At 53.7% G+C, this 26,276-nt stretch carries 25 protein-coding genes, 1 tRNA gene and 1 pseudogene; 16 read left to right on the forward strand and 11 right to left on the reverse strand.

Annotation, left to right across the window (positions count from 1 at the left end; all coding sequences use genetic code 11):
• Nucleotides 1–10: 10 nt before the first annotated feature.
• Nucleotides 11–1,969: a M13 family metallopeptidase gene (locus tag FV139_RS17490; RefSeq protein WP_187276613.1), complete on the reverse strand. Its 1,959-nt coding sequence runs from the start codon at nt 1,967–1,969 to the stop codon at nt 11–13.
• Between the two features lie 693 nt (nt 1,970–2,662).
• Between FV139_RS17490 and FV139_RS17495 the strand changes: the two genes are divergently transcribed.
• Nucleotides 2,663–3,253: an SH3 domain-containing protein gene (locus FV139_RS17495; RefSeq protein WP_148069772.1), complete on the forward strand. Its 591-nt coding sequence runs from the start codon at nt 2,663–2,665 to the stop codon at nt 3,251–3,253.
• A gap of 58 nt (nt 3,254–3,311) precedes the next feature.
• Here FV139_RS17495 and FV139_RS17500 read toward each other — a convergent pair whose 3' ends face one another.
• Complete coding sequence (locus tag FV139_RS17500; protein WP_148069773.1) at nt 3,312–4,883, reverse strand: phospholipase D-like domain-containing protein; 1,572 nt, start codon at nt 4,881–4,883, stop codon at nt 3,312–3,314.
• Nucleotides 4,884–5,129: 246 nt separating this feature from the next.
• Between FV139_RS17500 and FV139_RS17505 the strand changes: the two genes are divergently transcribed.
• The 6 genes from FV139_RS17505 (at nt 5,130) to FV139_RS17535 (ending at nt 11,245) form a co-directional block, all read left to right on the forward strand.
• Entirely contained in the window at nt 5,130–6,422 is a 1,293-nt protein-coding gene (locus tag FV139_RS17505; protein ID WP_148069774.1) for a PDZ domain-containing protein, read from the forward strand.
• Nucleotides 6,423–6,460: 38 nt separating this feature from the next.
• Nucleotides 6,461–7,252, forward strand: a complete 792-nt coding sequence (locus FV139_RS17510) for a CPBP family intramembrane glutamic endopeptidase (protein ID WP_148069775.1) — start codon at nt 6,461–6,463, stop codon at nt 7,250–7,252.
• Nucleotides 7,253–7,516: 264 nt separating this feature from the next.
• Nucleotides 7,517–8,275, forward strand: coding sequence for an SH3 domain-containing protein (locus FV139_RS17515; RefSeq protein ID WP_148069776.1), 759 nt, complete (start codon nt 7,517–7,519; stop codon nt 8,273–8,275).
• 103 nt (nt 8,276–8,378) lie between these two features.
• Entirely contained in the window at nt 8,379–8,918 is a 540-nt protein-coding gene (locus FV139_RS17520) for an SH3 domain-containing protein (protein ID WP_148069777.1), read from the forward strand.
• A 295-nt stretch (nt 8,919–9,213) separates the two neighbouring features.
• Nucleotides 9,214–10,422 (forward strand): serine hydrolase domain-containing protein, encoded by a 1,209-nt coding sequence (locus FV139_RS17530; RefSeq protein ID WP_148069778.1) that lies wholly within the window; start codon nt 9,214–9,216, stop codon nt 10,420–10,422.
• 70 nt (nt 10,423–10,492) lie between these two features.
• Nucleotides 10,493–11,245 (forward strand): HAD family hydrolase, encoded by a 753-nt coding sequence (locus tag FV139_RS17535; protein ID WP_148069779.1) that lies wholly within the window; start codon nt 10,493–10,495, stop codon nt 11,243–11,245.
• A gap of 102 nt (nt 11,246–11,347) precedes the next feature.
• Here FV139_RS17535 and FV139_RS17540 read toward each other — a convergent pair whose 3' ends face one another.
• The 4 genes from FV139_RS17540 to FV139_RS17555 all read right to left on the reverse strand — a co-directional run bounded on the left by FV139_RS17540 (nt 11,348) and on the right by FV139_RS17555 (nt 14,788).
• A complete protein-coding gene (locus FV139_RS17540; RefSeq protein WP_187276614.1) occupies nt 11,348–13,123 on the reverse strand; it encodes a mechanosensitive ion channel family protein in 1,776 nt (591 codons plus the stop codon).
• Between the two features lie 232 nt (nt 13,124–13,355).
• Nucleotides 13,356–13,814, reverse strand: a complete 459-nt coding sequence (locus FV139_RS17545; RefSeq protein WP_213004153.1) for a GNAT family N-acetyltransferase — start codon at nt 13,812–13,814, stop codon at nt 13,356–13,358.
• A gap of 195 nt (nt 13,815–14,009) precedes the next feature.
• Nucleotides 14,010–14,276: a hypothetical protein gene (locus FV139_RS17550; RefSeq protein ID WP_148069781.1), complete on the reverse strand. Its 267-nt coding sequence runs from the start codon at nt 14,274–14,276 to the stop codon at nt 14,010–14,012.
• Nucleotides 14,277–14,407: 131 nt separating this feature from the next.
• Nucleotides 14,408–14,788 carry a hypothetical protein gene (locus FV139_RS17555; RefSeq protein ID WP_148069782.1) on the reverse strand — a complete coding sequence of 127 codons (381 nt, stop codon included), beginning with the start codon at nt 14,786–14,788 and terminating at the stop codon, nt 14,408–14,410.
• A gap of 424 nt (nt 14,789–15,212) precedes the next feature.
• Between FV139_RS17555 and FV139_RS17560 the strand changes: the two genes are divergently transcribed.
• Together FV139_RS17560 and FV139_RS21405 are read left to right on the forward strand one after the other, a co-directional pair.
• Complete coding sequence (locus FV139_RS17560) at nt 15,213–15,497, forward strand: type II toxin-antitoxin system Phd/YefM family antitoxin (protein WP_148069783.1); 285 nt, start codon at nt 15,213–15,215, stop codon at nt 15,495–15,497.
• On the forward strand, nt 15,497–15,793 hold the full coding sequence (locus FV139_RS21405) for a type II toxin-antitoxin system RelE/ParE family toxin (protein WP_148069784.1): 297 nt from the start codon (nt 15,497–15,499) through the stop codon (nt 15,791–15,793). The genes FV139_RS17560 and FV139_RS21405 overlap by 1 nt, the downstream gene beginning before the upstream one ends.
• A gap of 468 nt (nt 15,794–16,261) precedes the next feature.
• Here the strand turns inward: FV139_RS21405 and FV139_RS17570 are convergent, their stop codons facing one another.
• Entirely contained in the window at nt 16,262–17,800 is a 1,539-nt protein-coding gene (locus FV139_RS17570; protein WP_148069785.1) for a GMC family oxidoreductase N-terminal domain-containing protein, read from the reverse strand.
• A gap of 544 nt (nt 17,801–18,344) precedes the next feature.
• On the opposite strand from FV139_RS17570, the gene FV139_RS17575 reads away from it, so the two are divergent.
• The 7 genes from FV139_RS17575 to FV139_RS21415 all read left to right on the forward strand — a co-directional run bounded on the left by FV139_RS17575 (nt 18,345) and on the right by FV139_RS21415 (nt 22,438).
• Nucleotides 18,345–18,656 carry a type II toxin-antitoxin system HigB family toxin gene (locus FV139_RS17575; protein WP_235898707.1) on the forward strand — a complete coding sequence of 104 codons (312 nt, stop codon included), beginning with the start codon at nt 18,345–18,347 and terminating at the stop codon, nt 18,654–18,656.
• A 29-nt stretch (nt 18,657–18,685) separates the two neighbouring features.
• Nucleotides 18,686–19,054, forward strand: coding sequence for a helix-turn-helix domain-containing protein (locus tag FV139_RS17580; protein WP_148069787.1), 369 nt, complete (start codon nt 18,686–18,688; stop codon nt 19,052–19,054).
• A 390-nt stretch (nt 19,055–19,444) separates the two neighbouring features.
• Nucleotides 19,445–19,633, forward strand: a complete 189-nt coding sequence (locus tag FV139_RS21410; RefSeq protein ID WP_148069876.1) for a helix-turn-helix transcriptional regulator — start codon at nt 19,445–19,447, stop codon at nt 19,631–19,633.
• 93 nt (nt 19,634–19,726) lie between these two features.
• Nucleotides 19,727–19,803, forward strand: a tRNA-Pro gene (locus FV139_RS17590).
• Between the two features lie 468 nt (nt 19,804–20,271).
• Nucleotides 20,272–20,973 (forward strand): DUF6946 family protein, encoded by a 702-nt coding sequence (locus tag FV139_RS17595; RefSeq protein ID WP_148069788.1) that lies wholly within the window; start codon nt 20,272–20,274, stop codon nt 20,971–20,973.
• Nucleotides 20,974–21,060: 87 nt separating this feature from the next.
• Complete coding sequence (locus tag FV139_RS17600) at nt 21,061–21,747, forward strand: hypothetical protein (RefSeq protein WP_148069789.1); 687 nt, start codon at nt 21,061–21,063, stop codon at nt 21,745–21,747.
• Between the two features lie 25 nt (nt 21,748–21,772).
• A complete protein-coding gene (locus tag FV139_RS21415; RefSeq protein WP_148069790.1) occupies nt 21,773–22,438 on the forward strand; it encodes a cold shock and DUF1294 domain-containing protein in 666 nt (221 codons plus the stop codon).
• A gap of 59 nt (nt 22,439–22,497) precedes the next feature.
• Here FV139_RS21415 and FV139_RS21260 read toward each other — a convergent pair whose 3' ends face one another.
• The 4 genes and pseudogenes from FV139_RS21260 to FV139_RS17620 form a co-directional block, all read right to left on the reverse strand.
• A complete protein-coding gene (locus FV139_RS21260) occupies nt 22,498–23,106 on the reverse strand; it encodes a M48 family metalloprotease (protein ID WP_235898708.1) in 609 nt (202 codons plus the stop codon).
• A 39-nt stretch (nt 23,107–23,145) separates the two neighbouring features.
• Nucleotides 23,146–23,535 (reverse strand): annotated as a pseudogene (locus FV139_RS21420) (M48 family metalloprotease); the annotation flags it as partial.
• The gene (locus FV139_RS17615) at nt 23,528–24,775 is read right to left on the reverse strand and encodes a tellurite resistance TerB family protein (RefSeq protein ID WP_148069792.1); all 1,248 of its coding nucleotides are present in this window, start codon (nt 24,773–24,775) and stop codon (nt 23,528–23,530) included. The pseudogene FV139_RS21420 and the gene FV139_RS17615, both read right to left, overlap by 8 nt.
• Before the next feature lies 1 nt (nt 24,776).
• Entirely contained in the window at nt 24,777–26,276 is a 1,500-nt protein-coding gene (locus FV139_RS17620; protein WP_148069793.1) for an Hsp70 family protein, read from the reverse strand.

Below are 26,276 nucleotides of genomic sequence, written 5' to 3' on the forward strand. Positions count from 1 at the left end.
CGAGGGGCTGCTACCAGATCGTCACCCTCTCTTCCGGTGCCTTCCACATGGGGTCCCCTTCGGTAATCCCGAACGCCTGGTAAAATCCGTCCATGTTCACCGCTGGTCCGAAAGACCGCACCTCGCTAGGGGAGTGTGGATCGGTCGCCACCAGCATTTTTAATGCCTCCACCCGCGACTTGGCCATCCACGCCTGTGCCCAGGCGATGAAGAAGCGTTGCTCCGGCGACAGCCCGTCCTGGTCTGGAAGCCGCCCATTCTCCTTCATGTAAGTCTGGAGCGCATTGTAGGCCAGTGTCATGCCACCCAGATCTGCGATGTTCTCGCTGAGCGTCAAGGCACCGTTCACCTTGACCCCCGGCGCGACCTCATACTCGTTGTACTGGCCTACCAGCACCTCGGCACGTTTCTTGAACTCGGCGGCATCTTCCGGCGTCCACCAGTCGTTGAGATTGCCAGAGACGTCGTAGTTTCTGCCTTTGCTGTCAAAGGCGTGGGTCAATTCATGGCCGACAACAGCGCCAAGTGATCCGAAGTTTGCGGCGGCGTCATTGGTTTTGACATAGTAGGGCGGCTGGATGAAGGCTGCCGTCACATAGACCACGAGAAAGCCCTGATGGATCGCCGCGTTCATCGAAATGGGTGTGATCTTTCCCGGAACCGTGAACTGGTCAATCTCGACCGGGCGACCCAGTTGCGCCAGATTTCGCCGCTTGTTGAACTCGCGGAGCCGGTTGATGTTGCCATAAAAATCATCGGCGGCAATGGCGACGTCCGAGTAATCGATCCAGTCGTCCTCATTCTCTGGATAACCTACCTTGACCTGGATTTTGGCCAGTTTGGCGGCTGCGGTGGCCTTGGTGCTGTCCGTCAGCCAGGCGTTCCCATCTATTCGATGCCTGAACTCCGTCTGAATCCGCGCCATCATGTCCACCACCGCATTGCGCTGGGCGGGGTCGAAATATTCCTCCACATACAGGCGGGAAATCGGATGTGCCATCAAAACACCGATGGCGCCCACAATCTCCTTTTCCATTGGCGGCATTTTCGGAAGACCGTACTTGACCCTTTGATACTCATTCAGGATGTCGTGAAAGTTCGAGCCAAGAAGGGACGCGGATTTCCAGATAACGTGGGATCGCATCAACGATTTCAGGTCTTCACCCGATAGCCCGGCGAGCGTCTCCTGCATACTTTTTATCGATTCGGGGTCCGTCACAATGACAGATTCCGGTGGGGTCACACCGAGTGCTTTGAAATACACCCCCATATCGATGGCCGGAAGCATGGCTTGTAGCTTATCTATCGTGACGCTGTTATAAGTCGCCACCGGATCGGAGGCCTGCACCGGTGTCATTGTGCCGGCAGCGAGAGCTTGCTCAATGGCCATTACCGTCACCGCTCGCTGTTGTGCTACCTCTGGCGAATCTCCGGTCATTTCAAAGAGCGTTGCCTTGGTGGCAACGTTCTGATCACGAATGGCCTGATTGTTTTCGCTGGTGTATTCATTGCGGTTCAAAAGAAACCCTCGCGAACCGACGTCTGTGGAAATTCTGAGGGAATTGAGATGTCGGTCCTTACTGTCCGGCCCAACCTCGACGGAGAAAAAGGGCGAAGAACCCAGTTCGAGTTCCATGCGCGCAGACACCTCAGCGATCTGCGCCGGCGTTTCAGCAGCCTCTACCGCGGCCAGGAAGTCTTGAATAGGTCGGGTGCCGCGTTCATCCCGCGCTTTCATGTCCATGCCGGACGTATACAGGTCGCCCACCAGTTGCACATTGCCCTTCTTTCTATCAGTGGTGGCGTCTGCGGCTGACCTGGCAATGGTCAGCAGTCGTTCATCCAGTGTGTCAAGCAGGGCATTGGCGGCAGTGATCTGGAGCTTGTCATCCGGGATCTCTGTGTGGTCCAGCCAGCCACCGATGGCGTAGCGTGTGAAGTCTTTTCGAGGGTCAGCCGAGAGGTCCATATGCCTGGTTGAAAACCCGACATCCGACCGTTGTTCTCCCCCGCCTGCCACAATGCTGGGGGTACTTTGCTCTGCCTGAAGTCCGACGGAGTGAAGGAGACACGCTGTGAGGATTAACGGGATAGTAGACGGGCTTCGCATGGGCAAATTCCTGTTATCTGGTTGAAGATTGCCAACCGAACTCAATAGCCGCCTCCGTCCCCGCTGCGTTTGCGTCCGCATGGAAATCGTAAGACAGTGTTAGCGAGAACCCGAGTAAGGCTGTTACCGGATACCTACCGCGCTGGGAAAGTATAGACCAGATTCCATGATTGGCCGGGTGATGAGCAAGCAGGGCCAGGACGTGGCGAGAAGTAGCTTTGCTGAATTGTACCTATTTAGTTTTAATCTGCGACTGGCTCTTGTTATTCTCGTAAGCCGTTAGCTGGAAGCCGGAACTATTTTGTAACCGAATGTTCCGGTGCTGTGACGAACAAATAAGCTTGGAGATCCCCAATGAAACTTTCACACCTTGCAAGTGCGTGTTCCCTGGTCGCTATGGTTGTTGCCCTGCCGGCAATGGCGAGAATCTCGGTCAGCGAATCAGGAGACAATTATCTGGTTACCGATAGTGACGGTTGCGTCGCCGTTTTTGATCGTCACGGAAGAGAAAAGTCGTCCACCGAAAAGTGCTCGAGCAGGGACCTCCGGGACATGGAAGATGCCGTGGACGACTATCGTGACGGCCGCCACAGTTCCTCGGATCGCGATCGTCATTCCTCAAGCCACAGCTCCAGCCGCGGTGGGCGGACGAACTATGAGATACACGGCGTCTCGGACAACAAGCTCAGAATCTGGGATAGCCCCCGTAAGGGTTCGGAAGTCGTGGCGGGTGGCGTTCGCAATGGCGAGCGCGTTCGCGGCCTGGGCAATTGCGAACACCATCACGGAGAACAGTGGTGCGAGGTTGAGTACCGAGGTGACCGGGGCTGGGTGATGGAAAAATTCCTGCGGGAAACCAGCAGTGGCAGCAGTCATTCTTCTGATCGTTACCGCGACGACGACAGGGATCGTTACAGTAGCCGGGGAAGTGATGACCTGCAGGACCTCAAGGACATACGCGCCAGCCGCGGTGAAGATGAACTGGAGGACATGGGCTACCGCTACGAGAAGCGCATCGAAGGCAGGAACGGCGATATTGAGTACTGGTGGAACCGACGTGACGACCAATGTATCGCAGTCAATGTTAATGATGGGCGTTATATCGCGCTTACCAAGCAGCCTGAAGCGATGTGCGGGCGATAAACTGGCGTGACCCGATGTGCTGTGGTGCCCTTACCACCGCACATTGGATGTCATACCTTTAGAGCTCTTCTTCGAACAGGGTGCCCATTGATTGCTGGAATTGATCGAGCAATGATTCGGGAACCTGGAACGCTGCCGCGTCTTTGGCTGTCACCTTGCGGCTGTACTTGAGGTCGTTTTCCAGAAACAATTGCCGGAGCTGGCTGGAGAGTACCGCATCCCGGAACACGATGGCGTTTTCGCTGTTCAGCTTTTCACTGCGAGGATCCAGGTTGTAGGAGCCGACCAGGCTGATCGTACTGTCGATCACCGCGAACTTGGAGTGCATGGTCCCCTGGCTCGGACTTTCCTCATCTGCGGCCTGTCCGGTCCATTCCCAGATGTGCACACCGGCATCTTCGTTGGGGCAGGCGGAGACCTCGGGTGATTCGTTCACTGCTATCAGATCCTTGTAGTAGCCACGGCCGACGAGACTGATTTGCGGGTGATTGTTGGCCTCGGGACCATTGGTGACCAGTTTTACGGATACGCAGCGCTGCGCCGCTGCAGTAATGGAGGCGAACAGCGCCGGGGTCGGCACGAAATAGGCGTTGGCGATGATAATCTCACGCTCGGCCTGCTGGAACAGTTTTTCGTAGGCTTGCAGCAGATAGGTTTCTTCAAGGCGGGGCCGGTTCTGCACGAAGCGGCAGGCGGCTGCATGGTAGTCCAGTGCCGGTTGGCGCTGTTCAAGTTGGGCAATGTAATCGTCAATAGCCGGGTCGGTGGTGTAACTGATGGGGAGCTTCCCCGTGCTGTCCATCACGTTGCGCGTCGCATCCCAGTACAGGTTGGTATTGAAGATGCCGCGGCTCTCCTTCACCGAAATAAAGTAGTCAAAGTTACGGTCGAAGGCCTCGACCATATCCTTCACGACCGCACCGCGTACCACGACGTCCTGGTCGCGCCAGTTCATGGCGGGGTTGTTGGGATCTGCCCGGAAATACTCGTTGCCAATGTTCAGGCCGCCTGTGACCACTACGCCGTTATCCGTTTCTCCATCGATAATCCACATCTTTTCGTGGTAGCGCTTGTCGAGGTGGGTCAGGTTGCTGTGGGGCGTGAGCAGGGGTATGGGTACCTCGTTCAGCCACTGCAGGGCCATGGCCTCATAACCCTCGACTTCGATGTCGTTCTGCTTGAGGTCAAAGAACATCCACTGGGTCTGTAACCAGGGATTGGAGAAGGCATCGACGATGACCCGGACATCCAGGCCCTCGGCGCGCTTCTGCTTTAGCACTTCGGCAATGCGAACTCCCGATTCGTCGCCCCGGAATATGAGTGTCTGAATGCGAATCGACTTCGTCGCGCCCTTGAGGGCCGCCATGCGCGCTGCGAATGAATCGCCCCCGTCCTGCACAACGGCCACTTCGCACTCGTCCTGATCGCGAACCGGAAACAGGCCGCTGAGCCCGACATCGGTGAAGGGGCTGCCGACAAATGTGCTTTCCGGATCGAGCACGGGGGAGCTGTCGGCGCCTGCGGTGGCGACCTGTGGGCCATCCTGTTCCTGCGGGTTGCTGGCGCAACCGCAGATGATGGTGATCGCGAGTACAACCAGTGCGGGGTAAAAGGGGTTGCGAGACGTCATTTTCCTGGCTGCTTGCTATTGTTTACATCGGTCAGTCGCCAGCATAGCCTATTGTGGGCCTGTGCTTAAGGGTACGCCGGCTCCGGGGCTGCGCTAACAGGCCGGTTGGAACAGCTCATGCCCCCTGCCTATACTTACAGGGCCGTTCGGCGATGGTTGCCTGATTGAGATACTTTGGTACAGTCATGGTGAGTGCGATACCGTTCCCGGTACTAGTGTTTTGTCCAAGGTGGAAGAGTAAACCCGATGAAATATCCCGATAGTTTAAAACGCCTTGCCTCCCGGTTGGGTGTCGTTGTTGGTACAGCCACACTATCTGTTGCCGCGTTTTCCCAGGCTCCTGAGCTGACCCCGGAAGAACAGGAAAAACTGCACAAGCTCACCGCATTCCTTGAATCGGTCAATGAGTTCCTGCCCACCGTCAACCGTGTCGACGTGTCGTCATTGCCGATAACCATGTCATATAGAGATGTGCTTGACCATGTCGTAGTGGATGTCGCAGTGGGCGACGGCGAGGCCTTGCCCTTCATGTTTGACACCGGCGCACCGACCTACATAACCAAAGAGATTTCTGAAGCCAATCCCGGCGAGGTAGTCATCGAGACGGTAGGCGCTGCGGGTGGTGGCAAGTTGATCTGGAGCCCGCTGGAGCGGCTCTCATCCATGGCCGTGGAGGGCAAACTGTCCATTGAAGATCCTACGGTTCAAATCGGCTGGGAACCCGACTCGGGGCTCTACTGCATAACTCCCCATGGACTTCTCGGTGCGCCTGCGATGCGTAACGCAGTATGGCAGGTCAACTACGGTACCGGAGAAATTACCGTGGCGGCTTCGGCGGACCAATTGGACCATATCGACGGTGCCATCGAACTTCCCTTCAGCGTTAAGCCAAAAACGCTTTCTCCTTCGCCGCAGGTTGAACTGGGGGTGGGGAACGGAACGCTTACTTTCCTGGTGGATACCGGTGGCGGTATTCCCCTGACGATCAATACCAAGGATCTGGCATCGGTCGGCGTCGAGGTGCCGGCGAACGCACCGGTTTCGGTTAATCTGGCCGGCGGCGCTGGTGGGACATTTGAAATCAAACTGGCCGGCCTGCAGTTGCCAGTCAATGTGGGCGGCAGGCAAATCAACACCACGGTTTTTGTCGGCGATGGCATGGCGCCCACTACGGCAGGCAACATGGGCCACATGTTCCTGAAGAATTTCGTCGTAACCTTCGACTGGTCGCAGAACAAGATGTTTCTCGACCCATTGGCCGAGGATGGTAGCGTGGAACCGATGTCCGATGCCAAGGCGGCGGGCATCGGGCTGCAGAACGGATCAGTTATTATCAACTCCCTCGCGTTGGGTGGCCCGGCGGACAAGGCGGGGTTGAAACTTGGCGATATCGTGACCAGGGTCGACGGCAACAGCGTCGAAGACATCGCGCTCGATGATTATTGTGAGTTGCTGAAAACCCAACCACAGTCGGTAACGACAGCGGCAGGCAAGACATACGATATCGGTACCATCAAGGGTTTTCTGACTGGTCAGTGATTCATGTGATCAGATAGAAACAACAGGGCAATGGAGCTGTGAAACCAAAGCAAAATCTGCCGGTCATTTCTTTTATCGTCCTGACGGTATGGCTGGCCATTGTTCTCGGCGGTGAGATTCTTCAGGCCGGCAAGGGTAGTCTGGATGAAATGGCCAGCAAGCAGTTCGTCATTGCGCTTTTTGTGGCCCCGATTTTTCTGCTGGCCGTAATAGCCCTGTTCAAATGGGACTGGCAAGCGATAGGTTTTAAGACGGCGCAGGACTGGAAGTTGCTTTGGCTTCCGGGATTATTTGTCCTGGGCTTTATCGGTATGGCGGTTGTCACGGGGCTGCCACCCACAGCTACCATCGTCATCGTGCTGGTCAATTCGATGCTGGTCGGTATCTCGGAGGAATTGATGTTCCGGGGCATCCTGTTTCGCAACCTGATGCAGACGTCAATGGGGACCTGGGCAGCTATCTGGGTCGTTTCGATCGTGTTTGGCCTGGTACATTCCCTGAACGGATTCATGACCGGGGATTTCATTGCCGCTTCGGCGCAAGCATTGGCGGCGATGATGTCAGGAATCTGGTTGCATGCCATACGCCTGAGAACAACGTCCCTGTACCCGGCGATGATCATTCATGGGCTGTGGGATTTTGCCTTGTTTCTGGTCGCTGCGGCAGTCGTAGCGGGCGGGGTGGCTGGGGGTTCCAGCAACGAGATTGCGGACCCCAACATGCTCGAGCAGATATTGTTGCCTGCTCTGATGCCTTTGCCCCTGTTTGTATATGGGCTGTGGCTGCTGCGTGGCATCGGCCGAAAAACGAAGGCGCAAGTATTGGCCTGACCGAGCAGGCTACATGGGTTTGCAAAACACTGCTACCTTATCCCCTGATGAAGGGGTAGATACATGCCGGTATGGGCCTCCATCCTGCGGGCGGTTTTGTACCATGGTTGTCACCGGGGGCTGTCGGCTTGCTGTACTTGGCTCTATTGCTTTGTAGGCCGGCAGGCACTATCTTCCTTTTCGTTGGCAGGCTGTAAAGAATCTGCAAACATTTCGTGGTCACATGAGTCGTTTGTGAATAATACTTGATCTTGGAGACAGGCTATGAAATCACGCTACCTCGCGAGCGCATGCTCACTCGCTGTTCTGATGACAGCCCTGCCCGCAATGGCCAGAATCACGGTTACCGAGTCGGGTGAAAACTACCTGGTCAACGTGGGTGACGGTTGCATCATTGTCGTAGACCGCCACGGCAGGGAAAAGTCGTCCACCGAACAATGCTCCAGCCGGGATGTTCGGGATGCCGAGGAGGCCGTGGACGACTACCGGGACGGCCGCCACAAAAACTCCGATCGCTATTCCTCAAGCAGCAGTTCCAGCCATGGTGGACGCAAGAATTATGAAATTCATGGCGTTTCCGACAACAAACTCAGAATCTGGGATCGTCCCTCCCAGGACTCGCGCGTAGTCGCCGGTGGTGTCCACAACGGTGAGCGTGTTCGTGGTCTGGGTGATTGCGAACGGCATCACGGGGAAGAGTGGTGCGAGGTGGAATACCGGGGTGATAAAGGCTGGGTGATGCAGAAATTCCTGCGGGAAACGAGCAGCGGCAGCAGCCATTCCTCAGACCGCCACCGGAGCAGTGGTAGCGACGACCTTCAGGACCTGAAGGACATGCGAGCCAGTCGCGGGGAAGATGAACTCGAAGACATGGGATACCGCTACGAGAAGCGCATAGAAGGCAAGAACGGCGATATCGAGTATTGGTGGAACCGAAGCGACGACCAGTGTATCGCGGTAAACGTCAAAGATGGTCACTACGTGGCGCTCACCAAGCAACCTGAGGTGATGTGCGGTAAATGAGTTGGGGTGAACGGTCGTTGCCATGGCCGATTGCCCCAGAGTCGGCGGGTAATTAAATCCCGTTACTACGTTAGTGGCGTCGCAGTATGCGCAGGTATTACAAATGCTATTAAAACCGCATATCAAGACAGTTTTGCTATCCATTGCGATGGCCCTGTCCGCCTGGATTCTCTCACCCAACGTGGTCGCTGAAGCCAGTGGCCCGGACTTCTTCAAGGCCGTAGATAGTCGGGCGGATGGTTTGCTTCGACTTCGGGCCGGCCCGGAAGAAGATGCGGAAGTGACGGGGGCGATTCGCAGCGGGGACACCGTGCGCAACCTCGGATGTGAAGGTGAGGGAGATGCCCGTTGGTGTCGCGTAGGCTCGTTGGCGGATGAATCAGCCGACGGCTGGGTACAGTCCCGCTATCTCACGGAAGCACAGCCTCCTGCTGCGCCGGGGGTGGGAAAGTCGCTGGCTGACGGCGATGATTCTGGTAATCCATCGGTCTACCAGAGGGGCACTGGAGAGTTCGAAGTGAATTTCAAGGGTGGCTGTGGAGCGCTGTTTGATCCGAAGGGCCATCGCATTACTGCTGGCTCCAGTTGCTCAGAGGCGCAACTCAAGATGGCTGAGCAAGCCGTTGCGGCCTTTCAGGACTAACACTGGCCATCGCCCAGATGATCCTCAATCCAGCCGTTCGGGACAAAGCCGTGCAAGCCGGCCCCCAGGCCCCCCGATCATCACCCCTTTCCAGACACGGGCAAAGATATTCAGGGTTTCATTCTTTGCATAGGTACGCCGTTCCGGGAGAGATCGGGGGGTACCAGTAGCCGCAGTCGTTGCGCGCTGTGTTTGTGGATGAGTTGAAGTTTTTGCTGATCGGGCCAGTCTCGCTCGAAGCGGTCGCTGCATGTTCTGATCACGGCGGCGGTGACCATTCCAAAGTGAGGGAGATATGACCAAATCATGGCCTCGATTTGTGGCAATCCTGCTGGCGGTCTGGATGACCGCGTCCAGTACTCTCGGTGCCGACAGCGAAGCGCGACCAGTCGAGAATTCAACGGAAGTGCCACCGGCTCTGGCGGCGGCGATAAACACGCTGTTGCAGGAGCACCACGTTCCCGGTGCGAGCGTCGCTGTTATGGATGGCTACCGGATTCTCTGGGCTCAGGGCTTCGGGGTGGCGAGCCTAACCGGGGCGCAGCCGGTTACCGTGCACACGCGGTTTCAGGCCTGCTCCCTTAGCAAGCCCGTGGCGGTACGGGCGCTGCTGACGCTGGTGGATGCCGGTAAGGTTGAGCTGGATCAACCGGCCAACCGCTATCTCAAGCGCTGGCAGATCCCGAACAATTCAACTTTCAAAGGTGACATCATCACCGTTCGCCAGCTTGTCACTCACTCCGCGGGTTTGAGTGCCAGTTTCTACCCCGGCTATCGGCCCGGCGAGAAACTGCCCGACACACTGACTGACATGCTGAACGGCGAGCCCCCGACCACGTCAGAACCGGTAGAACCCATCTTCGAAGCCGGCAGCCAATGGCGCTATTCGGGCGGTGGTCTTTTGGTGGTGCAATTGCTGATAGAGGACGTCACCGGGCAGGCCTTTGCGGCGTTCATGCAGTCGACCGTACTGAATCCCTTGCAGATGGCCGACAGCACCTATGTTTCGCCTTACCCGGAAGCGCTTCTAGCGGTGAGCGCCGTGGGGTATGCGCAGGATGGGACCCTGGTGCCCGGAGGCTACCGGGAGTATCCGGCGGCCGCTGTCGCGGGGCTCTGGACGACGGCATCCGACCTGGCACGCTCGATGATTGCGCTGCAGAAAAACGTTAACGGTCTGGAGCCTGGGTTTGTTTCCCGGACACTGGCCCGGGACATGTTGACGCCGCAGGAAACCGGGCTACCGCCGCAGATCGAGAAGATCCCCACCTTCACGCCGCAAATGGGCCTGGGTTACCTGTTGGAAGGTCGCGACCCGAATACCGGAAAGCCAACGCGATTCTGGCACTGGGGCGACAACCCCGGCTATAAGGCCCTGCAGGTGGCCACACTCGAGGGCGGGCGCGGAGTCGTCATTCTCACCAACTCAGATGCCGGCGTCGCCGTTACCCGCCCGATTGCAGAGCGTGTTGCTGACTACTACGGCTGGCCACTTGAGGAGTGAGGTTCGTCGGGATCGGGGGCCGTAAATGTTGTAGGCTGTACCTCCGCAGTAAACCGGCCTCGGGAACACCATGCTAAAAGCCCTGTTTTTCGATATGGACCTGACCTTGTGTGACACCTCCAAGGCCAATGAGGTAGCCACAGACAAGCTGGCTGGCGCCGTCACAGATCGATTCGGGCCCGGCATCGATGGGAGTGCATTCGCGCATGCCTACGTAAAAGGGATTTATCGGGACTGGACTGAGCAGCAGGAGGCACGCTACCTCCCAATCATCCGTGAGCAAAGTGAGGAGGCTTTTCGCGTTCAATTAATTCGGGACCTGCTGGCAGTACTCGGGATTGATAACGTCACGGAGCATGAGGCCCTTGCCCTGCAACAGAAGTTCGATCACGACCGCCTCCAGGCCTTTGACTTTTACCCTGGCATTATTGAGTTTCTCGCGGAAGCCCGTCAGTTGTTCACCCTGGTCGTTATTACTAACGGCCCCGAGTTTTCTCAGTTACCCAAGGTCGAGGCCGTCAAGCTGGCGGAGCATGTCGACCACATCATCATCGGCGGCCAGGAGCCGGAACAGAAGCCTGCCCGCTCGATCTTTGAAAAGGCGCTGCAACTCGCCGGTTGTGAGGCCTCCGAAGCGATCCACGTGGGGGACAGTCTGGCGGCAGACATCGCTGGCGCGCACAGCACCCACATCACGTCAGTGTGGATTCAGCACCAGCAACCGCTGGACGCGGAACTGGGTATCGAGCCCCATCACACGGTGATGCACCCCGCTGAGATTCCCGCGCTGATCCGCACTATCCACAGTGGTGACAACACGTGACATCCAGCATGCCGCGAGTGCTCTGGTTAGCAGAGCATAGCCACCCAGGACTCCCCCCGGCGAATCTTGATTAGAGGCTCCCGGAGATTTGAACCCGGGTAACTATTCGGTAGACATTGCCGGATCGGCTGTATCCTGTGCGTTTCCTGCACTGTAAAAATGCACATCCCGCTGCGGGAAGGGGATGCTGATACCCTCGGCATCAAAACGCAATTTGACCTCTCGCGTCATGTCCCAGTAGACCGTCCAGTAGTCGGCGGTTTTTACCCAGGGCCGCAGCAGCAGGTTGACCGAGGAGTCCCCGAGGCTGCCCACCTTGATCACCGTTTCCGGCGAATCCAACACCAGCTCGTGGTCCTTGGCAATCTGCGCCAGTATTGCCTCTGCCTTGGGAATGTCATCGCCGTAACCGATGCCAAACTCCAGGTCGACCCGGCGTACCGTCTGCCCGGTAACATTCTTGATGACGTCTCCCCATATCTTACCGTTGGGCACTACCAGCAGCTGGTTGTCGAAGGTGGTAATCGTGGTGGACACCAGATTCATCTTCTTGACCACTCCAGAGGCACCGGGAACTTCGATATAGTCGTCTATGTCATATGGACGGTAGATCAGAATCATCGCACCGGCGGCAAAATTGGAGAGTGTGTCCTGCAGGGCAAAGCCGATGATAAAGCCGGCGATCCCCAGGCCGGCAAGCATCGGCCCGAGTGAAACACCAATCTGGGACAGCGCCATCAGGATGCCAAGCAGCATCACCGCGGCGCCGCTCAGTGACACCAGGGTATCCTTCATCAGCATCGAGATGTGAATGTTGCTCCTGCCGAGTGCAGCCTTCAAGCCCCGCCGTGTCAGCCGTGCCAGCAGATAGAAAATGACCAGAACGGTGAGGAACAGGATGACACTCAGAATGAGGTCGGGGCCCTGGGAGACCAGGTAATCCTGAATCAAATCGAACCACTGGCTGAAAAGTACTGTCACTACCCCGGGTTTGATGATGTCCATGGATATCCCGGAATCTTCCGTTACCAGGATGGAGCGATACTCCGCGGTATCCATTTCAACCGTTTCCATAATGTCGACCAGCTCACGCATTCTCTGCAGGTTGTGCTCGAGGTAGTCGTTGGCTTCGCTGAAAGCGGCCTTAAGATCTTCGTTGTTCGAGTTTAGCGCCAGCTTCTTACTGAGGTCTCCCATAGTGTACTGGAGAAAACTGATACGGCCGGCAACGCTTTCGGCCTGGATCAATAACCGTGTTTTTAACGATGGGAGGAGATCTTCAACCGGGAGTTCAAAGCTGCGTCGGGTGGCGATATGGTCAGCCAGTACGCGGAGGAAGTGGTCACGCGTCGCTTCCAGACTGGTCAGGTACGACTCGTCCAGCTCCCGGTCACTTCCGCTCCTGTCTGTCAGACCATCCTTCTCCTTGGTAATTTGCGATTGTAGCGCGTCCACCCGCCTGAACACTGCCACACCAAGGTCTGCCAGTTCACCCAGCAGATGGTTCGCCAGGAGTTCACGCGCGGCATCCTCCCGCGGCAGTTGTTCAACTTCTTGCGCCAATTCATTGGCGCGGGTCAGCAGGCGGATGACGCGGTCGTCCCGGCGATAGGTCAGTGAGGCCTGATCCAGGTCAACGCCCTCCTTGAGCTGCAACGCTACGACTTGCAGGCGGGCAATCCAGTCCCTCAGGCCGTCAATCTCCTCGGCCAGTTTCTGTGCCGCCTCGCTGGCCCCGGGTGGCAGCGCGTCGACCGCACTGGGGATTGCTTCTTTGTTTCCGACAGTTGCGGTGGTCGAGGCAGCATCTGCCGCGGCTTTCGTGGCTTCTGGCGTGTGGTCATGCGTGTCTGCCGCTACTTCGCTCGAGCCGGTCACCTTTGGTTGCTGCCTGTCGGGTTCCTCAGGCGGCTGCTGTGCTTCAGCAGAGATTGAAAGCCATGACACGACCAGTGCGACAAACAAACAAGACAATCCCTTGGGCATACAACAACTCCGAATTCATTGATAACCGGTGGGCGGCAATCAGACTCAAGCCGCTCCCCCAAAACCGGGCCAGCTAACCGTGGAAATTTCCGGCTTCTCAGCCGGCCGGTTTTACTATCATAGGCTACTCACGAGAATCGCTCAGGGAGCGGCTCATCCATATCGAGTCGTCCGCTGTGAATCCCGCCCTGGTATAGAAACTCCGAGCCCTGGTGTTACGCGTTTCAGTCTCTAGAAAGACCATCTGGACTCCCCGGGAGCGACAGTCGTCGAGAATTGCTTCGATGGCCCGGGAGCCGAGGCCTTGGCCCCTTGATCGCAGGTAGATCTCATCAATCAGCGCCTCACGGCCGCCGGATTCCAGACTGTACCCCCAGGTGATCACGGCATACCCGACAAAGGGTTCCCCGATTAGCCAGACAAGGCCGTAATCGTCTGTGTGAAGCAGATCGGGCAGGCAGCTCTCCAGGCGTTGCTCATCGAAAGTGTGGCCGTCGATAGCGCAAAATTCCCTGATAAGTTCCAGCAGTTGAGGAAGGTCGTCGATGGTCGCGCGTGTGAGCATGGGATTGGCGTTGTTCATAAGCAGAGTATCAGTGCCATCGATCCCCCCGGTAAAGTCGGGTAGTCCAGGGCGCTATAACTGTCTGAAAAACAGAAGTGCCGAGAGCAAAACGGCGCGAGACGGTCCAGGTAGCCTGCTGCCGTGTGTTTAGCTGACGTAACTTCAGTCATATTCCCCGGCCGATGTGCGTCTGGATACAGGTTTGATCCCGTTTCACGATTCGGAGGGTTTCCAGACCGGGTCCACGTTGACAGTGAAAGCCATGGTCTCACTGGCCCCGTTGCGACAGGTGCCATGCCAGACGTTGCCGCTCTCGGTTTTGCGATACCAATCTTCCAGTTCGATGCTATCGCTTTTGCAGCCCTCTTTGACTGCCTGTTGCCGCACCCAATCAGCCAGATCCCCTGCATTCCATATCTCATGCATGCAGCCTTGCAAGGCGAGGCTCAGAACAACAGGGAATGGCATTAGGCGGTGCATGTCGTGCTTCCTGATTTGCTGGCAGATACATCGGCTCTTCAATATAAACCGGGGACTGTCGGGGTAAGGATCGGGCCTCGTTTATCCAGTCTATAAATGGCTGCATTAGCCTGACGACATGAATGAGGTTGCTATTTCAGGTTTTTCAGTGAATCGGTATCGATGTTCTGTGTAGCTTCCTTACCGGCTTTCTCAATGTCCCTTTTGACAGATTTATTCGCGTCCTTGGTAATTTGATACCCTGCTGCCGACCCTACTGCGGCATCGGCCTGTTGTTGCATTCTAATACCTTCTTCCTCGCCGGCCAGCCAGCCCTCGCGATAGTCTGTCTCCGTTTCGAATCGCTGAGTGTCCTTGACCATGTGTTCGAGATAGTTGCCGGCTTCTTTCATTCCACTGTGCCTGCCATCATGAAATCCAGTGATGTACGCTTCCGTTTTACCCGCTGCTTGCAGTGAAGAGTCTGTCGTTTCACAACCTGCGGCCATTAGAACCAATAAGAGTGTTGTCATCCGGGCTATTACGGTGAACCTGGGTAGGGATACAGACATATGATTTGCCTCGCCAAAGCAGTTCCCGCAGTACCCAGTATGGCGATGATCAGGGCAAGCAGCGAGGGAAGCGGCAGAAAAATAACGGGATTTTCCATAGCTAGCTGCCCATATTCCGAACTCCGAACTTATACCGAACGTTCAGGAGAGTCTAACTGAGACTACCCTGAGTGAAAATGACGCGCCCGGATGCCCGCTGATGCCTTCGAAATCAGAGACTTAAAAATTGGAGATGGGCATTGGGTGGCGTGAAGGGGCGAAATGATGGTCTATGGTGGTCCCATCGTTAAATTCTGCGGTGCCCCCCCGAAATGACCCTCTATTGCATTCAACCCTACTCCATGCTAGAAGTCCGTAAATTACGGAATTTACGGAATTTCGCCCCATGAAGAAAGTAACCGCAACAGAGGCCTCCAAGGCTTTTGGCCAACTGGTCGATGACGTGCAAAGCGGGGCAGTGACCATTGAGCGCAACGGGCGCCCCGTTGCAGTAGTGTATTCCTACGAGGAATCACAGCGCATCGAGGCGATGAGGGAAGCTCATCTGGATACCCTCATTCAAGAAGGCATAACTGCTGCTGACGAAGGGCGTATTCGCCCTCTTACCCAGAAAGTGAGAGATGAAATATTGGCTAGCGCCCGCCAACGGTACGAAGAACAAAGTCAATAATGCTAACGCTTGAGATCACCGATCAGGCAGAGGCCGATATCGAGGAAATCTATTTGTATATTGCTGCCGAAAGCTATCAAAGCTATGCCGAGAGTTTCGCAAGTAAGGTGTTCAAGGCATTCGATCTTCTCTGCCATAACTCTCAGATGGGTACAGAAAGGACCCGATCAGGCGAAGGCGTCAGGTTTTACCCCATGGATAAGGTCAATATTTTCTATCGTGTTGTAAACAAGCGACTTCAAATACTCAGGGTTCACCATAGTGCGATGGACAGTAACAAGCTTCGGTTGCAGTAGTTCAATTGATCAAAGCGGAGCAAGAGCAACCGGGTTTACACCCCTCGCGCCGCCGTCCTGCCGTTCGGCGCATACCCCCTGCAGGCTTCGCTTGCCAGTCAATCAGTATTTGTGGGTAACCATCCCTAAAGTCGGTCGCTGATAAATAACCATCTCTACCGACACTTAAACAACTGATGTAGCGAGGGATTCGAATCCTCGAGAATGAAATTCGGTCGACGAAAATGATCATTTTGGGCTTTACGCCTAATTGCCAGAGGTTACCCCTATGGGACGTATCAACGCGACTGAAGCCAAGCGCGAGTTCGGTGAAGTCCTGCTCAAGGCTGGCAGGGTATCCAGTGGATCCGAGACCCTCGGCGACAGGCTGTCCCCTAGGGCACCGCGCAGATCGGATGGTCCAATTGGATGGTCCATAAGGAGGCCCGAAACACAGGCCCCCAAACGGACGGAGTCAGGCGGATTTTACTATGTCAGTTGGGCTACCAATCGCTCCATAATACGTTCCGCATTGGCACCGATAGTCAGTGACGGGTTGGCCGCACCCGATGACCCCGGTATCAAGGCGCCATCGACTACGAAGAGATTGGGTGTGCCGTACAATTCGCCCAGGTCACTGCACGCGACACCCATGGCAGCGCCTCCCAGTGGGTGCCAGGTACCAAGCGCTTTGACATCAAGTAGTTCTCCGCCGCCCTTGTTCATCATTTTGTCCATCGTATGGTTCAAAGCGGAGGTAGATGGCTCATTGTCTTCCCGGGACCAGTTAAAGTTAATTTTGTCAGTCACCACATTGTAGGAAGCCGTGCTTGTCTGGTCGGGAATACACATTCCCATCTGCATCTGCATGTACTCTCCGGCGACGAGATTGGGGGAATGCATGAAACCGGTCGGCTTGACCGGATTGTCGAAATCGAATGCAGCAATCGCAGGGGGCCCCCCCTGCACCGGCCCGGTTGACGCGGTAATGTTATTTCTTGCTTTCAGTTCATCACCGTTGGTTCCCCATTCCTGCCCAACCCCTTCGTTGATTGTCGGAATGTCGCCCAGCGCCTTCGCCTTCAACAGCAGGCGTGTTGTATGAATGGAGCCAGCAGCCATGAACAGGTACTTGCAATCGATGATGCGCTTGGCAATGACTTCTCCGTCCTCGCTGACGACATCACAATGTACCTCGTAACGACTACTGAAGATTTTCTTGCGTACCCTGACCACGTTGTGCAGGGTCATGATCTCGAGGTTGCCGGTATTTTGCGCATCGGCCAGGTAGTTCCTGTCGAGGGTTTTCTTGGCGCCGCTATTACAACCCAGCACGTATTCACCGATCGAGGCAAAGGGGGTGATCTCGCCCTGAACTTCCTTGCGAATGACATCCCAATCGAATCCGACCTCACTGCGCACGACATCGAGTCCGGCCAGGTTTGCGTTTTCTATGAACACTCGCATTGATGTGTAATTGGGTGAATTCAGAATATCGTCGGGAATCTTGCCGCCGCTGACCCTTGAGAGCAGCCGAGGGTAGTAGATGGAGTCCATTTCGTCGTAGGAAATATTCGGCAGTACTTTCTCGAACAACTCGCGCGGTGGTTGCAACAGGACACCGCCATAAACCAGCGAGCCGCCCCCCAGGCCGGCGCCAACACCCACAGGAATCGAGCCACCGATGTACTGCTCCAGCATGCCTGTGGAACCGGAAATTGGACCGGGTTCTTTCCACAGGAGCCCGTCGTCGATATCGCCGATAAATCCTCCCACGGTGGGATAGGAATCCTCACCCTGATAGACCCAGTGTTTTCCGCGTTCGATCAGCATCGTCGGGATGCCTGCCTCCGCTAAACGTAACGAGGCCACTGATCCTCCGAAGCCCGAACCGATAACAACAGCTTTTCGGGAACTGCGATAGGTGGGAACCAACAGCGCGGCTCTACTCAGGGGGCTGTAGGTGCCGGCAGCAACTCCCGCTGCAGCTCCACCTTTGATGAGGTTCCGCCTTGTGAATTTCTTCAATGTTCTGTCTCCGGTGAATGTTCAACCCTTGACCAGTGCGGTCGTCCTCCTGCGAATTCCGTGGGTAGATGAAATGCGGAAATCCCGGTCCCGGTGGAGATGCGTTGACTATGTTGTACAGTCACCTGATGGGAGGGGCGGCATGAGAAATCGGACACTGACTGAAGTGGGGAACAGGTGAGTTGAGTTAGATAAACAGGGAAAAGGCCCATTTAGTGATACCCGCAGAAACCGATACACGGCGATTGGCTTGTGTTGTTGAACACCAAACAACCAGCTCTGATCAGTTGAATTGGGTGGTTAATTTGTAGCTCAGTGGGGCAAAGGCAATCAAACCACTCTCTGACCGATCTGAGTCATTTCCGCGAAAACTGGCCCATGGCGTGGATTACTGGATTCCCGTCCCCCGTTAATGGGGTAGAGCTTGAAAAGTGAGCGGTTTTAGAGTGTATAACACTTGCAATAGTCCCATTATGGGACTGTTTTGTTGTTCAATGATCTATCTACAGGAAAGGCTTTTGCCGCGTGAGAAAGTCGTTGGGAGATGTGTGCCGTGAGGGTTGTAGCCTTATCAACCCTGAAAGCCGTCTGGGAGGACAATCCTGCTTACATCGATGCGATGCAGCCGACGCTTGCCTGGTATCGCCATACTCTGAACGCAGATTGGTCATCGCCAGCCGAAGTAAAGCAGGATATCCGGAACGCCAGCATCCTCAAAGATGGAAGAGTGGTGTTCAACCTTGCTGGGAATAAGTACTGGCTGTTGGTCTGGATCAACTATGCCTACCGCGTGGTGTACGTCCGTTTCATTGGTACGCACGCACATTATTACCAGATTGACGTGCAAACCATTTAGTTCCCATCGTTGGTGGGAGAGGTAAAACCATGGACATCAAACCAGTTAAAACGGATGCGGATTACCGTGCTGCGTTGAAAGAAATCGAAACGCTGATGACCGCTGCCCCGGAGACAGCGGAGAGTGAAAAACTGGATGTGTTGGTAACCCTGGTGGAAGCGTATGAAGCCAGGCACTATCCGTTGGATTTCCCCGACCCGGTGGAAGCCATAAAGTATGAGATGGAGCAAAAAGGGCTGACGGTCAAGGATCTGGAGCCGATGATTGGCAAGAGCAACCGGATTTACGAGATCCTGAATCACAAGCGCTCGCTGACCCTGAAAATGATCTGGAAGCTGAATCAGGAACTGGGTATCCCCGCTGAGTCATTGATCAAGCCATCACGAAATCACGCCTGAGCCAGAGCGAGAAAATGGTGGGCCCAGAAGGAGTTAACGGGGCCGCCCAGGCCTTCGACCTGCCGATTATGAGTGATTTAACCTTAATCCCGAATTTCAATAAGGTTTGTGGTCGATAACCTCGGTGGCCGAGCCGATCCCTAAGGAAGGCCTATAACGATTGGTGTGGAGGAGGCTCGATGGTTGCGACCGTTGTTTTGGTCGCCAATTTCGGTCTGACACTTTCGATGCCGCGTGGTTGTTCTACACCACGCGGAGGTATCGAGTACTAACCAGGTTGAGTATCTCAGCATAACCATACCCAGGCAGTTCATCGATGGAGTAGCTGATGCGATTGTGGCCAGGGTTACCAAGCAATTGGAATCCAGGATGAGGGATTTGGTCTCAGCCATGGCTGTCAGGCCGCAGCATGACGAACCAAAATCGAAGCCAACGTTTCTAAGGATCAAAGACGTTTCTGATCGGGTAGGGCTGGCTCGAAGTACTATCTATGCCAAGATGAGCGAAGGAAGCTTTCCGGAGTCGGTGAAGCTCAGTGAGCACACGGCCGCATGGAGGCTGGAAGACATTGAGGACTAGGAGCGAGACCCGCTGGGCTACCGAAGTCATTGATTCCCGAAGGGCTCTTGGCCTGCCCGGGACCTTTTGGTATAGTTGCGCGCCTCAAAACTACGGTGTGTAGCGCAGCCTGGTAGCGCACTTCCTTCGGGAGGAAGGGGTCGGAGGTTCGAATCCTCTCACACCGACCATTTCTCTGCGGGCGAACTCCGGTTACAACGGTTTCGCTCGAGCATCCTCACCTACCGATTCCGCACGCAAAATCCCCCACCCGCCGATGGAAGTCGGCGGGTCGATATATAGAAAAATCTGATAAAAAACAAAGGGATATGGTGGGCCCAGAAGGACTTGAACCTTCGACCTGCCGATTATGAGGGGAGCGGAGAGGGCGAGTTCGGTGGCCCTAAGTAGCAGAAAAATAACGGGATTTTCCATAGATCACCGCCCATATTCCGAACTCCGAACCTATACCGAACTTCACGGGACTCCGCGGCGAACTGGGGGCCAGCAACTCGAAGAGTTGTAACGGATTTCCCAACCGAACTTCCGAACCAAAACCGAAATCCGGCCCGGCACCTGTCGTGTAGGCAGGCACACTGGGAAACTGGCATTCTGGGGCTGTCTAGTTTTTGATCAGTGAATCGACTAGGCTTCAACCAATGAAAAGAATATTTGTGCCCACCCAATCGGGCGATGATTGGAAACCCCTCCTCGCAAAACCAGACCTTCATTGGAAAATCGGCCGATCGGCCATGTCGACGGCCTCTTGCTGGGAAACGGCACGTGATCAATTGCCCCAGGACCTTAGGGTTACCCTCGAAGCTTCGGAAGATCCAGCGTTGTTGAATCTGGAACTTCTAGCCGCGATCCCAGAATGGGAGGTTGAGCTACCAGGCGGTAAGACCTCCTCTTGCACCGATGTAATGGCTATCGCGAGGAACGAGTGTGGATTAGTGGTACTGGGGGTCGAGGCTAAAGTCGACGAGCCCTTCGGACCGACGCTAGGTGAAAAACGTAGGAATGCCTCGATGGGCCAGCAGGAGCGCATACGCTACCTGGAAGCGGAGCTTCACGATGGACGTGAAATGGCAGATGAAATTCGCTACCAGCTCATGCATAGAACCGTCTCCGCGATTCTGACAGCTCGAGCGTTCCATACCGCCACTGCGGCGATGATCGTACAATCTTTCAGCGCTGATCAGGCATGGAGAGAGGACTTCGAATTCTTTGCGAGAGCCCTGGACGCAGAGCCGGTTACAGAAGATTTGTACCAGTTACATACCCCCAGCGGTGAGAAGTTGTATCTCGGTTGGTGTAAAGGTGACCTCCGTCACACAAGAGTAAATCTAGCTGACACTTAGGAGCCAGATATACTGATCATTTCTGGTCACGTCTGCCCACATTATTAGAACATTACACCCAAAGTTCGAGCCTGAGGGGAGAAAGAAATGCGGAGTTGGAGTTCTCTTGCCGAATTGGAAGGTGTAATCGAAAACGGCTACGAACGCCTTGGGTATAGAGAATTGGGTGATCGAGGATATCGCTTTCTATCTTCGCCGGAGTCTACACTTGGCTCATCTCGTTTGATAATGTCCATCAATCCCGCTGGTAACACGCCTGATTATGAGAACGACGGCATGTTTACCGCCGAAGGAACAAGCGCATACGTTAATGAACGTTGGCTTTCCGCCCCGATGGGTAGCAGTAAGTTACAGGTACAATACCAAGAAATGTTTAAGCTGCTCCGATGGGAGCCGCTGCAGGTGCTTCAGGCGCCGTTCTCACCCTATCGTCACCCGAGTTGGTCAAAACTTCCTAGTGATGTTGCCCGGGAGACACTTCAATTCTGCAATGATCGGATATGGAAACCATATTTCACTGAGCATTGCCCGAACGAAATTGTGTGTGTTGGAAAACCGCAGATCAGTGCACTATTGGATTCAATCCCTTATCGAGTTACTGGAATGCGAAGTATCGAAACTGGCTGGAATAATTCTGCGTGTCAAACTGCGACACACTATTTCTTTGAAAATGATACGGTGATTGTGCAGATACCACACCTATCGAGGTTCGGGATATTGACAGCGCTTGTTTGTCAGGAACATCTGGGCGATATTTTTTCACCGCTTTTATAAGCTAATTGCTTTGTAGATGAGATAAATGCGTCAAAAGGGAAAAATTAGGTCATGGAATGACCAAAAGGGGTTTGGATTTATCACTCCCGAGGATGGAGGCAAAGATGTCTTCATGCACGTCTCAGCAGTGAGACGCCGGGGCAGGCGGCCAGTCGTAGGCGAGATAGCGTCATATGATCTGGGTACCGATAACCGAGGTCGACCGCGGGCGGCCAATGTGCTCTTGCCCGGTGATCGGCTGAAACCAGCCCAGGGAACCAAGGGCAGGACAGTTGCCGTTGTTGTGGCCATTGTATTCCTGTGTGCAATTTCAGCTGCCGTAGTGGTTGGCAAATTACCAGCCCTGATCCTTTGGGCCTACATTGGCTTGAGCATAATTACATTCTTTGTTTACGCGTTTGACAAGGTAGCAGCCAAGGATGGGGCATGGCGGACTTCTGAAGGAACTCTCCATGGCCTATCGCTATTTGGTGGCTGGCCGGGAGCTCTAGTGGCTCAGCAGTTCCTAAGACACAAGTCGAAGAAGCAATCGTTCCGGTCGATGTTTTTTGTAACTGTTGTCCTCAATCTGGGTATGTTGGCCGGTATGAGCACCGAGGTCGGACGCGATGTTTTTGGATCATGGCTAGGGCTGTCGAATTCGAGTGACCGACCATTCGGGCGTGCAACGATAGAGTGGAGTGATCAATAACGGTTGTGCTCTAACTGGCTAGTGAATAAGTTTTGGCTGAAGAATATAGACTCAAGAATTTAACTTCGCCAAGCTCTAGAAGCTGTTGGACTCAGAGTACTGAGATACGAGAGCGACTCATTCAGTTTTGCTTCAACCGTATCGATGCTCTCGGACTTGGATAATCCTTTAAGAAATGTAGTCATCTTAACCAACATTTGGTCCCCAAATTCGTCCTTGAATTTTGATTGTTCATCCTTTGTAAATGTTCCTTTTGCCACTATAGTTTTGGCCCGCATCCACATTGCAACATCCCGCTCCGCGTTAGCAATTTTCTGCTTAGCTGGCCCATCAATAAATCTTTGCAAATCTTCTTCGATTCTTTTATCGATTTGTATCAAATTTTTGGAGGAAAACTGGAGATTTCCTGTATAAAAATCTTCGTTGAGGGAAAACCATATCAATGCTCTGCATCTGATAAGTATGGATGGGTGCGTCGATTCTGCTGCACGAGTATCAGTGCCCTCAATCTTATCCATCTGACGCATAAAAGAACTGACATCAAATCTCAAATGTCTATCGTTCAGGCCAGATGCAGTCTTTATCAACGCTCTAATGGCGACGTCAATTGCGCCTGACGCAACGAGTCCAATTCGATCCGCAGATATTTCCATTGCTCGGTCATGCATCAAGGACTCTATTGAGTGAGGTTGACCAAAAAATTCTGTTCTGTAGTGCCGTAAGAGGAAATGCGCAATCTCATGTCCTAATACAAACTCGAATTCCTTAGGAGACAGAAGATCAATCAAAGCAGAAGAGAACCTGACTATGCACTCTCCGTCAGTTCCTAGCAAACATTGAGCATTGAGGTCAGGGCCAGGAAAAACGAAAACGTGTATACAAGCGCGAGGAATCTCAAGTCGATGTGAGACGTTTAGAACGCTCTCATCCAGGGTGGGAGTGACGGCTGAACTGATCGATAACTCCTGCGAAAACAAGGAGTCACGTATTCTCTGTGCGTCTACAGCAAATTTTTTGTGTTGTGAGCAGGATTGGCGCTCACCGGAAAATCTAAGAGCTTCTATCCTTGCTCTACATGATTCCAGCTCTTTAAGCATACTTTTTACGTGCTTCCGCAATCTTTTCAAGCATTAATTGAGCATTCCTTCTCTCCTCACCATCATCAAGGGTATTGAGTCGATTATTCCATTTCTGAAACTCCCCCAATAAGTGCTTTCTAACTTTGTCCTTCGGCCAATCTGGATCGATTCCTAGAAGAGATTCAACTCCATCGCTTGAACTTTGAGATGCATCAAGTGAAACAATTTTTTGGTCACGCAGCTTATTGACTTCATCCAAATCAAGTTCAAGCGCGCTAGCAATTTTAGAAATTAGTGTAAGCTCACTTGCCTCTGCAATACCGTCAGCAGCCATAATCTCAAAGCACAGTTCGACCGCTTCAAACTTCTGTGCAGGATCCGCAACCTCGTTGAGGCGTTTTGTCAAGGAGCTTACTGCCAAATCACCACTTAGAGCTGCTTTGTAGGACTCACGTAGAGCGGTGTTGTACATTTCCTTAAGACGTTGTTCTTCATCACCATCGTATGGAGAGATCAGCTTCATCACGTGTTGTTTGAGGATCTCACCTTCATCAGAGTGAAGTGATCCATCGGACATTGCCACCGCTACGCCCAACTTAAGAGATAGACATTGTGCTTCATCGCGGTCTTCAGACTGTTCTAAATAGCCCTTAGCATCATACTCCCAGGTAAAGTCGATCCCTTTTTGCCATAGAATTCCTGGATCATCGGGTTGGTGGAAGCCATGCTTTATAGAGGGAAGATTATCTATGTCCACTAACCGAAAAACCGCAACAAGCTCGCGCTTACCAGTGTATGGCGGCTGTATCATTTGCGGAATAGCTACCCCAAGCCTTACCCAGCTTGTGAAGCCGTAGTTAGGTTTTACCTCGCCAATTGGAAGCGCATGTTGATAGACGAGGCTTTCATCTTCTTGAAATGCGTCCAGTACGCATATTACTGGCTCATACTCTCCAGAGGTCTTGTCGAATATCGAAGTGATGCACGCAGCGTTGACTGGGCGTGTAACAGGAAATAGACCCTTGCCCATAATTTGCTTTACGATCGGACTATCTTTGTCATCAGTGTCAATGTTGCCATCTTCAAGTTTGACTTCGAAGGGCTGCATTCCTTGGAACTGAAGCTCTAGATTTTCTGAAAACGTACCCTTTCCCAAAGCTGTTTTGCCGGCAGCTGTGACGGTCTTGGCGCCAGCAGAGAGAATTTGGCCGATAAAAACCCAAGCGATTATGACGCCAATTATGGCTAGTATTTCCATGTTACTCTACCGTGAACTGTTCAATCGAAATAGCTTGTCCGTCATCGCTTCCAGACATTGATAGATCAATGTCGGTCCTTCTATTTGTCGCAACATCGACGAAAGCGCATTTCATTATCTGATTTTCGTCGTAGGCGTAAGTAACTTTGATTTCCTGGCCCTCCGGTCGTCCCGGGGGTAGTTCGAGCGCGCCTTCCCAAATAATCTTCACGAATCTCGGGTCAGTTTCCGGTGCTGTGGATTCAGTGAGCCTACATGCTACTGATGTTTGCCCATCAGACATGGTGTAGAAAGACTCGGTGACAGAGCATGGTATCTTTTCCCCCTTCATGATGATGACGCTATTCGACAAAGTGGGTTGGTCACGGTGTTGGTCGTACGTTACGGCGATAGTGCCAAAGCACTTGGATGTGCTTTCACTTACTCGAATCTTTCCTATGGAATGCTTTTGTGTCTCGGTTAGTTTAGATTTGTCACCCTTATAAGCGGCATAAAGCGCCGCGCCCATTGCCACAACCTCGTCTACATTGACAGAGGCTGTTGGCTCTTTACCAAACACTCGCGTTACACTTTCTCGAACGAGGGGAACGCGAGTGCTACCCCCAGCGAGAAATATCTCTCTAATATCGCAAGGACTAATACCAGCCTCTTCGATCGTTGATTCGCAAAGCATTTCCGCTTGAGCTATGAGTGTAGATATTCCTTCCTCAAACTCTTCACGCGATATTTCAATCAGTTTCCGATTGACTTTGAGAGTGACGCTTTTCCTTTTTGAAAGTGACTTTTTCTCTTCTTCTGCGTCGTTTAAAGTGAAGTCTTCGTCATCAAGAGGGTCGCCAGTGATTTGTGCGTACTTCCTCTTTACAATCCCAATAATGACTTTGTCGAAATCGTCTCCACCGAGCTTAGACACACCATTAGATGCGAGCACTTCGACATCCTGACCGTCGACTCGGATTATGGATACGTCAAAGGTGCCTCCGCCTAGATCATATACTGCATATACTCCATGAAGATCTTCGCCGTTCTTGAAGGCGTAGTACAGTGCGGCCGCTGTCGGTTCATTGATAATATAATTTACCTTTAGGCCGGCACTTTTTGCTGCCGTCATCGTGGCTTCACGTGCTTCTGTAGAAAAATTAGCTGGAATTGTGACCACAGCTTCACCAACACTTCCAAGATTCTTGTTAGCTATCTTGAGTAGTTTTTTTAATACAAAGCTACTTAGCTGTGTTGGGGAGAAATTCTTTCCGTTAATGCTGTGGGTTCTTTCTGTACCCATGTCTCTTTTGAAACGAGCTGCAGCCCTCTCGGGGGAGACGCCCCATGTTTTTCGAGCGGTATCGCCAACTTCCATCTGGCCCTCGTCACCTTCTGAGACACAGGAGGGGACTATGTTTTCGCCATCCTCGTCATGAATGATTAGAGGCCTACCGGTCTTGTCAATAGTGGAGACCGCGGAGAATGTGGTTCCTAGGTCTATACCTATAAATGCTGACAT

This window comes from Parahaliea maris, from assembly GCF_008064665.1.
Taxonomy (GTDB): Bacteria; Pseudomonadota; Gammaproteobacteria; order Pseudomonadales; family Halieaceae; genus Parahaliea; species Parahaliea maris.

Bases quoted from the DNA above. Each gene is read 5' to 3' on its own strand.
- FV139_RS17545 (WP_213004153.1), bottom strand. From the start codon at position 13,814: ATGAACAACGCCAATCCCATGCTCACACGCGCGACCATCGACGACCTT.
- FV139_RS17520 (WP_148069777.1), top strand. From the start codon at position 8,379: ATGCTATTAAAACCGCATATCAAGACAGTTTTGCTATCCATTGCGATG.
- FV139_RS17620 (WP_148069793.1), bottom strand. From the start codon at position 26,276: ATGTCAGCATTTATAGGTATAGACCTAGGAACCACATTCTCCGCGGTC.
- FV139_RS17615 (WP_148069792.1), bottom strand. From the start codon at position 24,775: ATGGAAATACTAGCCATAATTGGCGTCATAATCGCTTGGGTTTTTATC.
- FV139_RS17560 (WP_148069783.1), top strand. From the start codon at position 15,213: ATGAAGAAAGTAACCGCAACAGAGGCCTCCAAGGCTTTTGGCCAACTG.
- FV139_RS17495 (WP_148069772.1), top strand. From the start codon at position 2,663: ATGGAAGATGCCGTGGACGACTATCGTGACGGCCGCCACAGTTCCTCG.
- FV139_RS21415 (WP_148069790.1), top strand. From the start codon at position 21,773: ATGCGTCAAAAGGGAAAAATTAGGTCATGGAATGACCAAAAGGGGTTT.
- FV139_RS17600 (WP_148069789.1), top strand. From the start codon at position 21,061: ATGCGGAGTTGGAGTTCTCTTGCCGAATTGGAAGGTGTAATCGAAAAC.
- FV139_RS17595 (WP_148069788.1), top strand. From the start codon at position 20,272: ATGAAAAGAATATTTGTGCCCACCCAATCGGGCGATGATTGGAAACCC.
- FV139_RS17500 (WP_148069773.1), bottom strand. From the start codon at position 4,883: ATGACGTCTCGCAACCCCTTTTACCCCGCACTGGTTGTACTCGCGATC.
- FV139_RS17580 (WP_148069787.1), top strand. From the start codon at position 18,686: ATGGACATCAAACCAGTTAAAACGGATGCGGATTACCGTGCTGCGTTG.
- FV139_RS17505 (WP_148069774.1), top strand. From the start codon at position 5,130: ATGAAATATCCCGATAGTTTAAAACGCCTTGCCTCCCGGTTGGGTGTC.
- FV139_RS17530 (WP_148069778.1), top strand. From the start codon at position 9,214: ATGACCAAATCATGGCCTCGATTTGTGGCAATCCTGCTGGCGGTCTGG.
- FV139_RS21405 (WP_148069784.1), top strand. From the start codon at position 15,497: ATGCTAACGCTTGAGATCACCGATCAGGCAGAGGCCGATATCGAGGAA.
- FV139_RS17535 (WP_148069779.1), top strand. From the start codon at position 10,493: ATGCTAAAAGCCCTGTTTTTCGATATGGACCTGACCTTGTGTGACACC.
- FV139_RS17555 (WP_148069782.1), bottom strand. From the start codon at position 14,788: ATGACAACACTCTTATTGGTTCTAATGGCCGCAGGTTGTGAAACGACA.
- FV139_RS21260 (WP_235898708.1), bottom strand. From the start codon at position 23,106: ATGCATGACCGAGCAATGGAAATATCTGCGGATCGAATTGGACTCGTT.
- FV139_RS21410 (WP_148069876.1), top strand. From the start codon at position 19,445: ATGGCTGTCAGGCCGCAGCATGACGAACCAAAATCGAAGCCAACGTTT.
- FV139_RS17490 (WP_187276613.1), bottom strand. From the start codon at position 1,969: ATGGACCTCTCGGCTGACCCTCGAAAAGACTTCACACGCTACGCCATC.
- FV139_RS17575 (WP_235898707.1), top strand. From the start codon at position 18,345: ATGTGTGCCGTGAGGGTTGTAGCCTTATCAACCCTGAAAGCCGTCTGG.
- FV139_RS17550 (WP_148069781.1), bottom strand. From the start codon at position 14,276: ATGCACCGCCTAATGCCATTCCCTGTTGTTCTGAGCCTCGCCTTGCAA.
- FV139_RS17515 (WP_148069776.1), top strand. From the start codon at position 7,517: ATGAAATCACGCTACCTCGCGAGCGCATGCTCACTCGCTGTTCTGATG.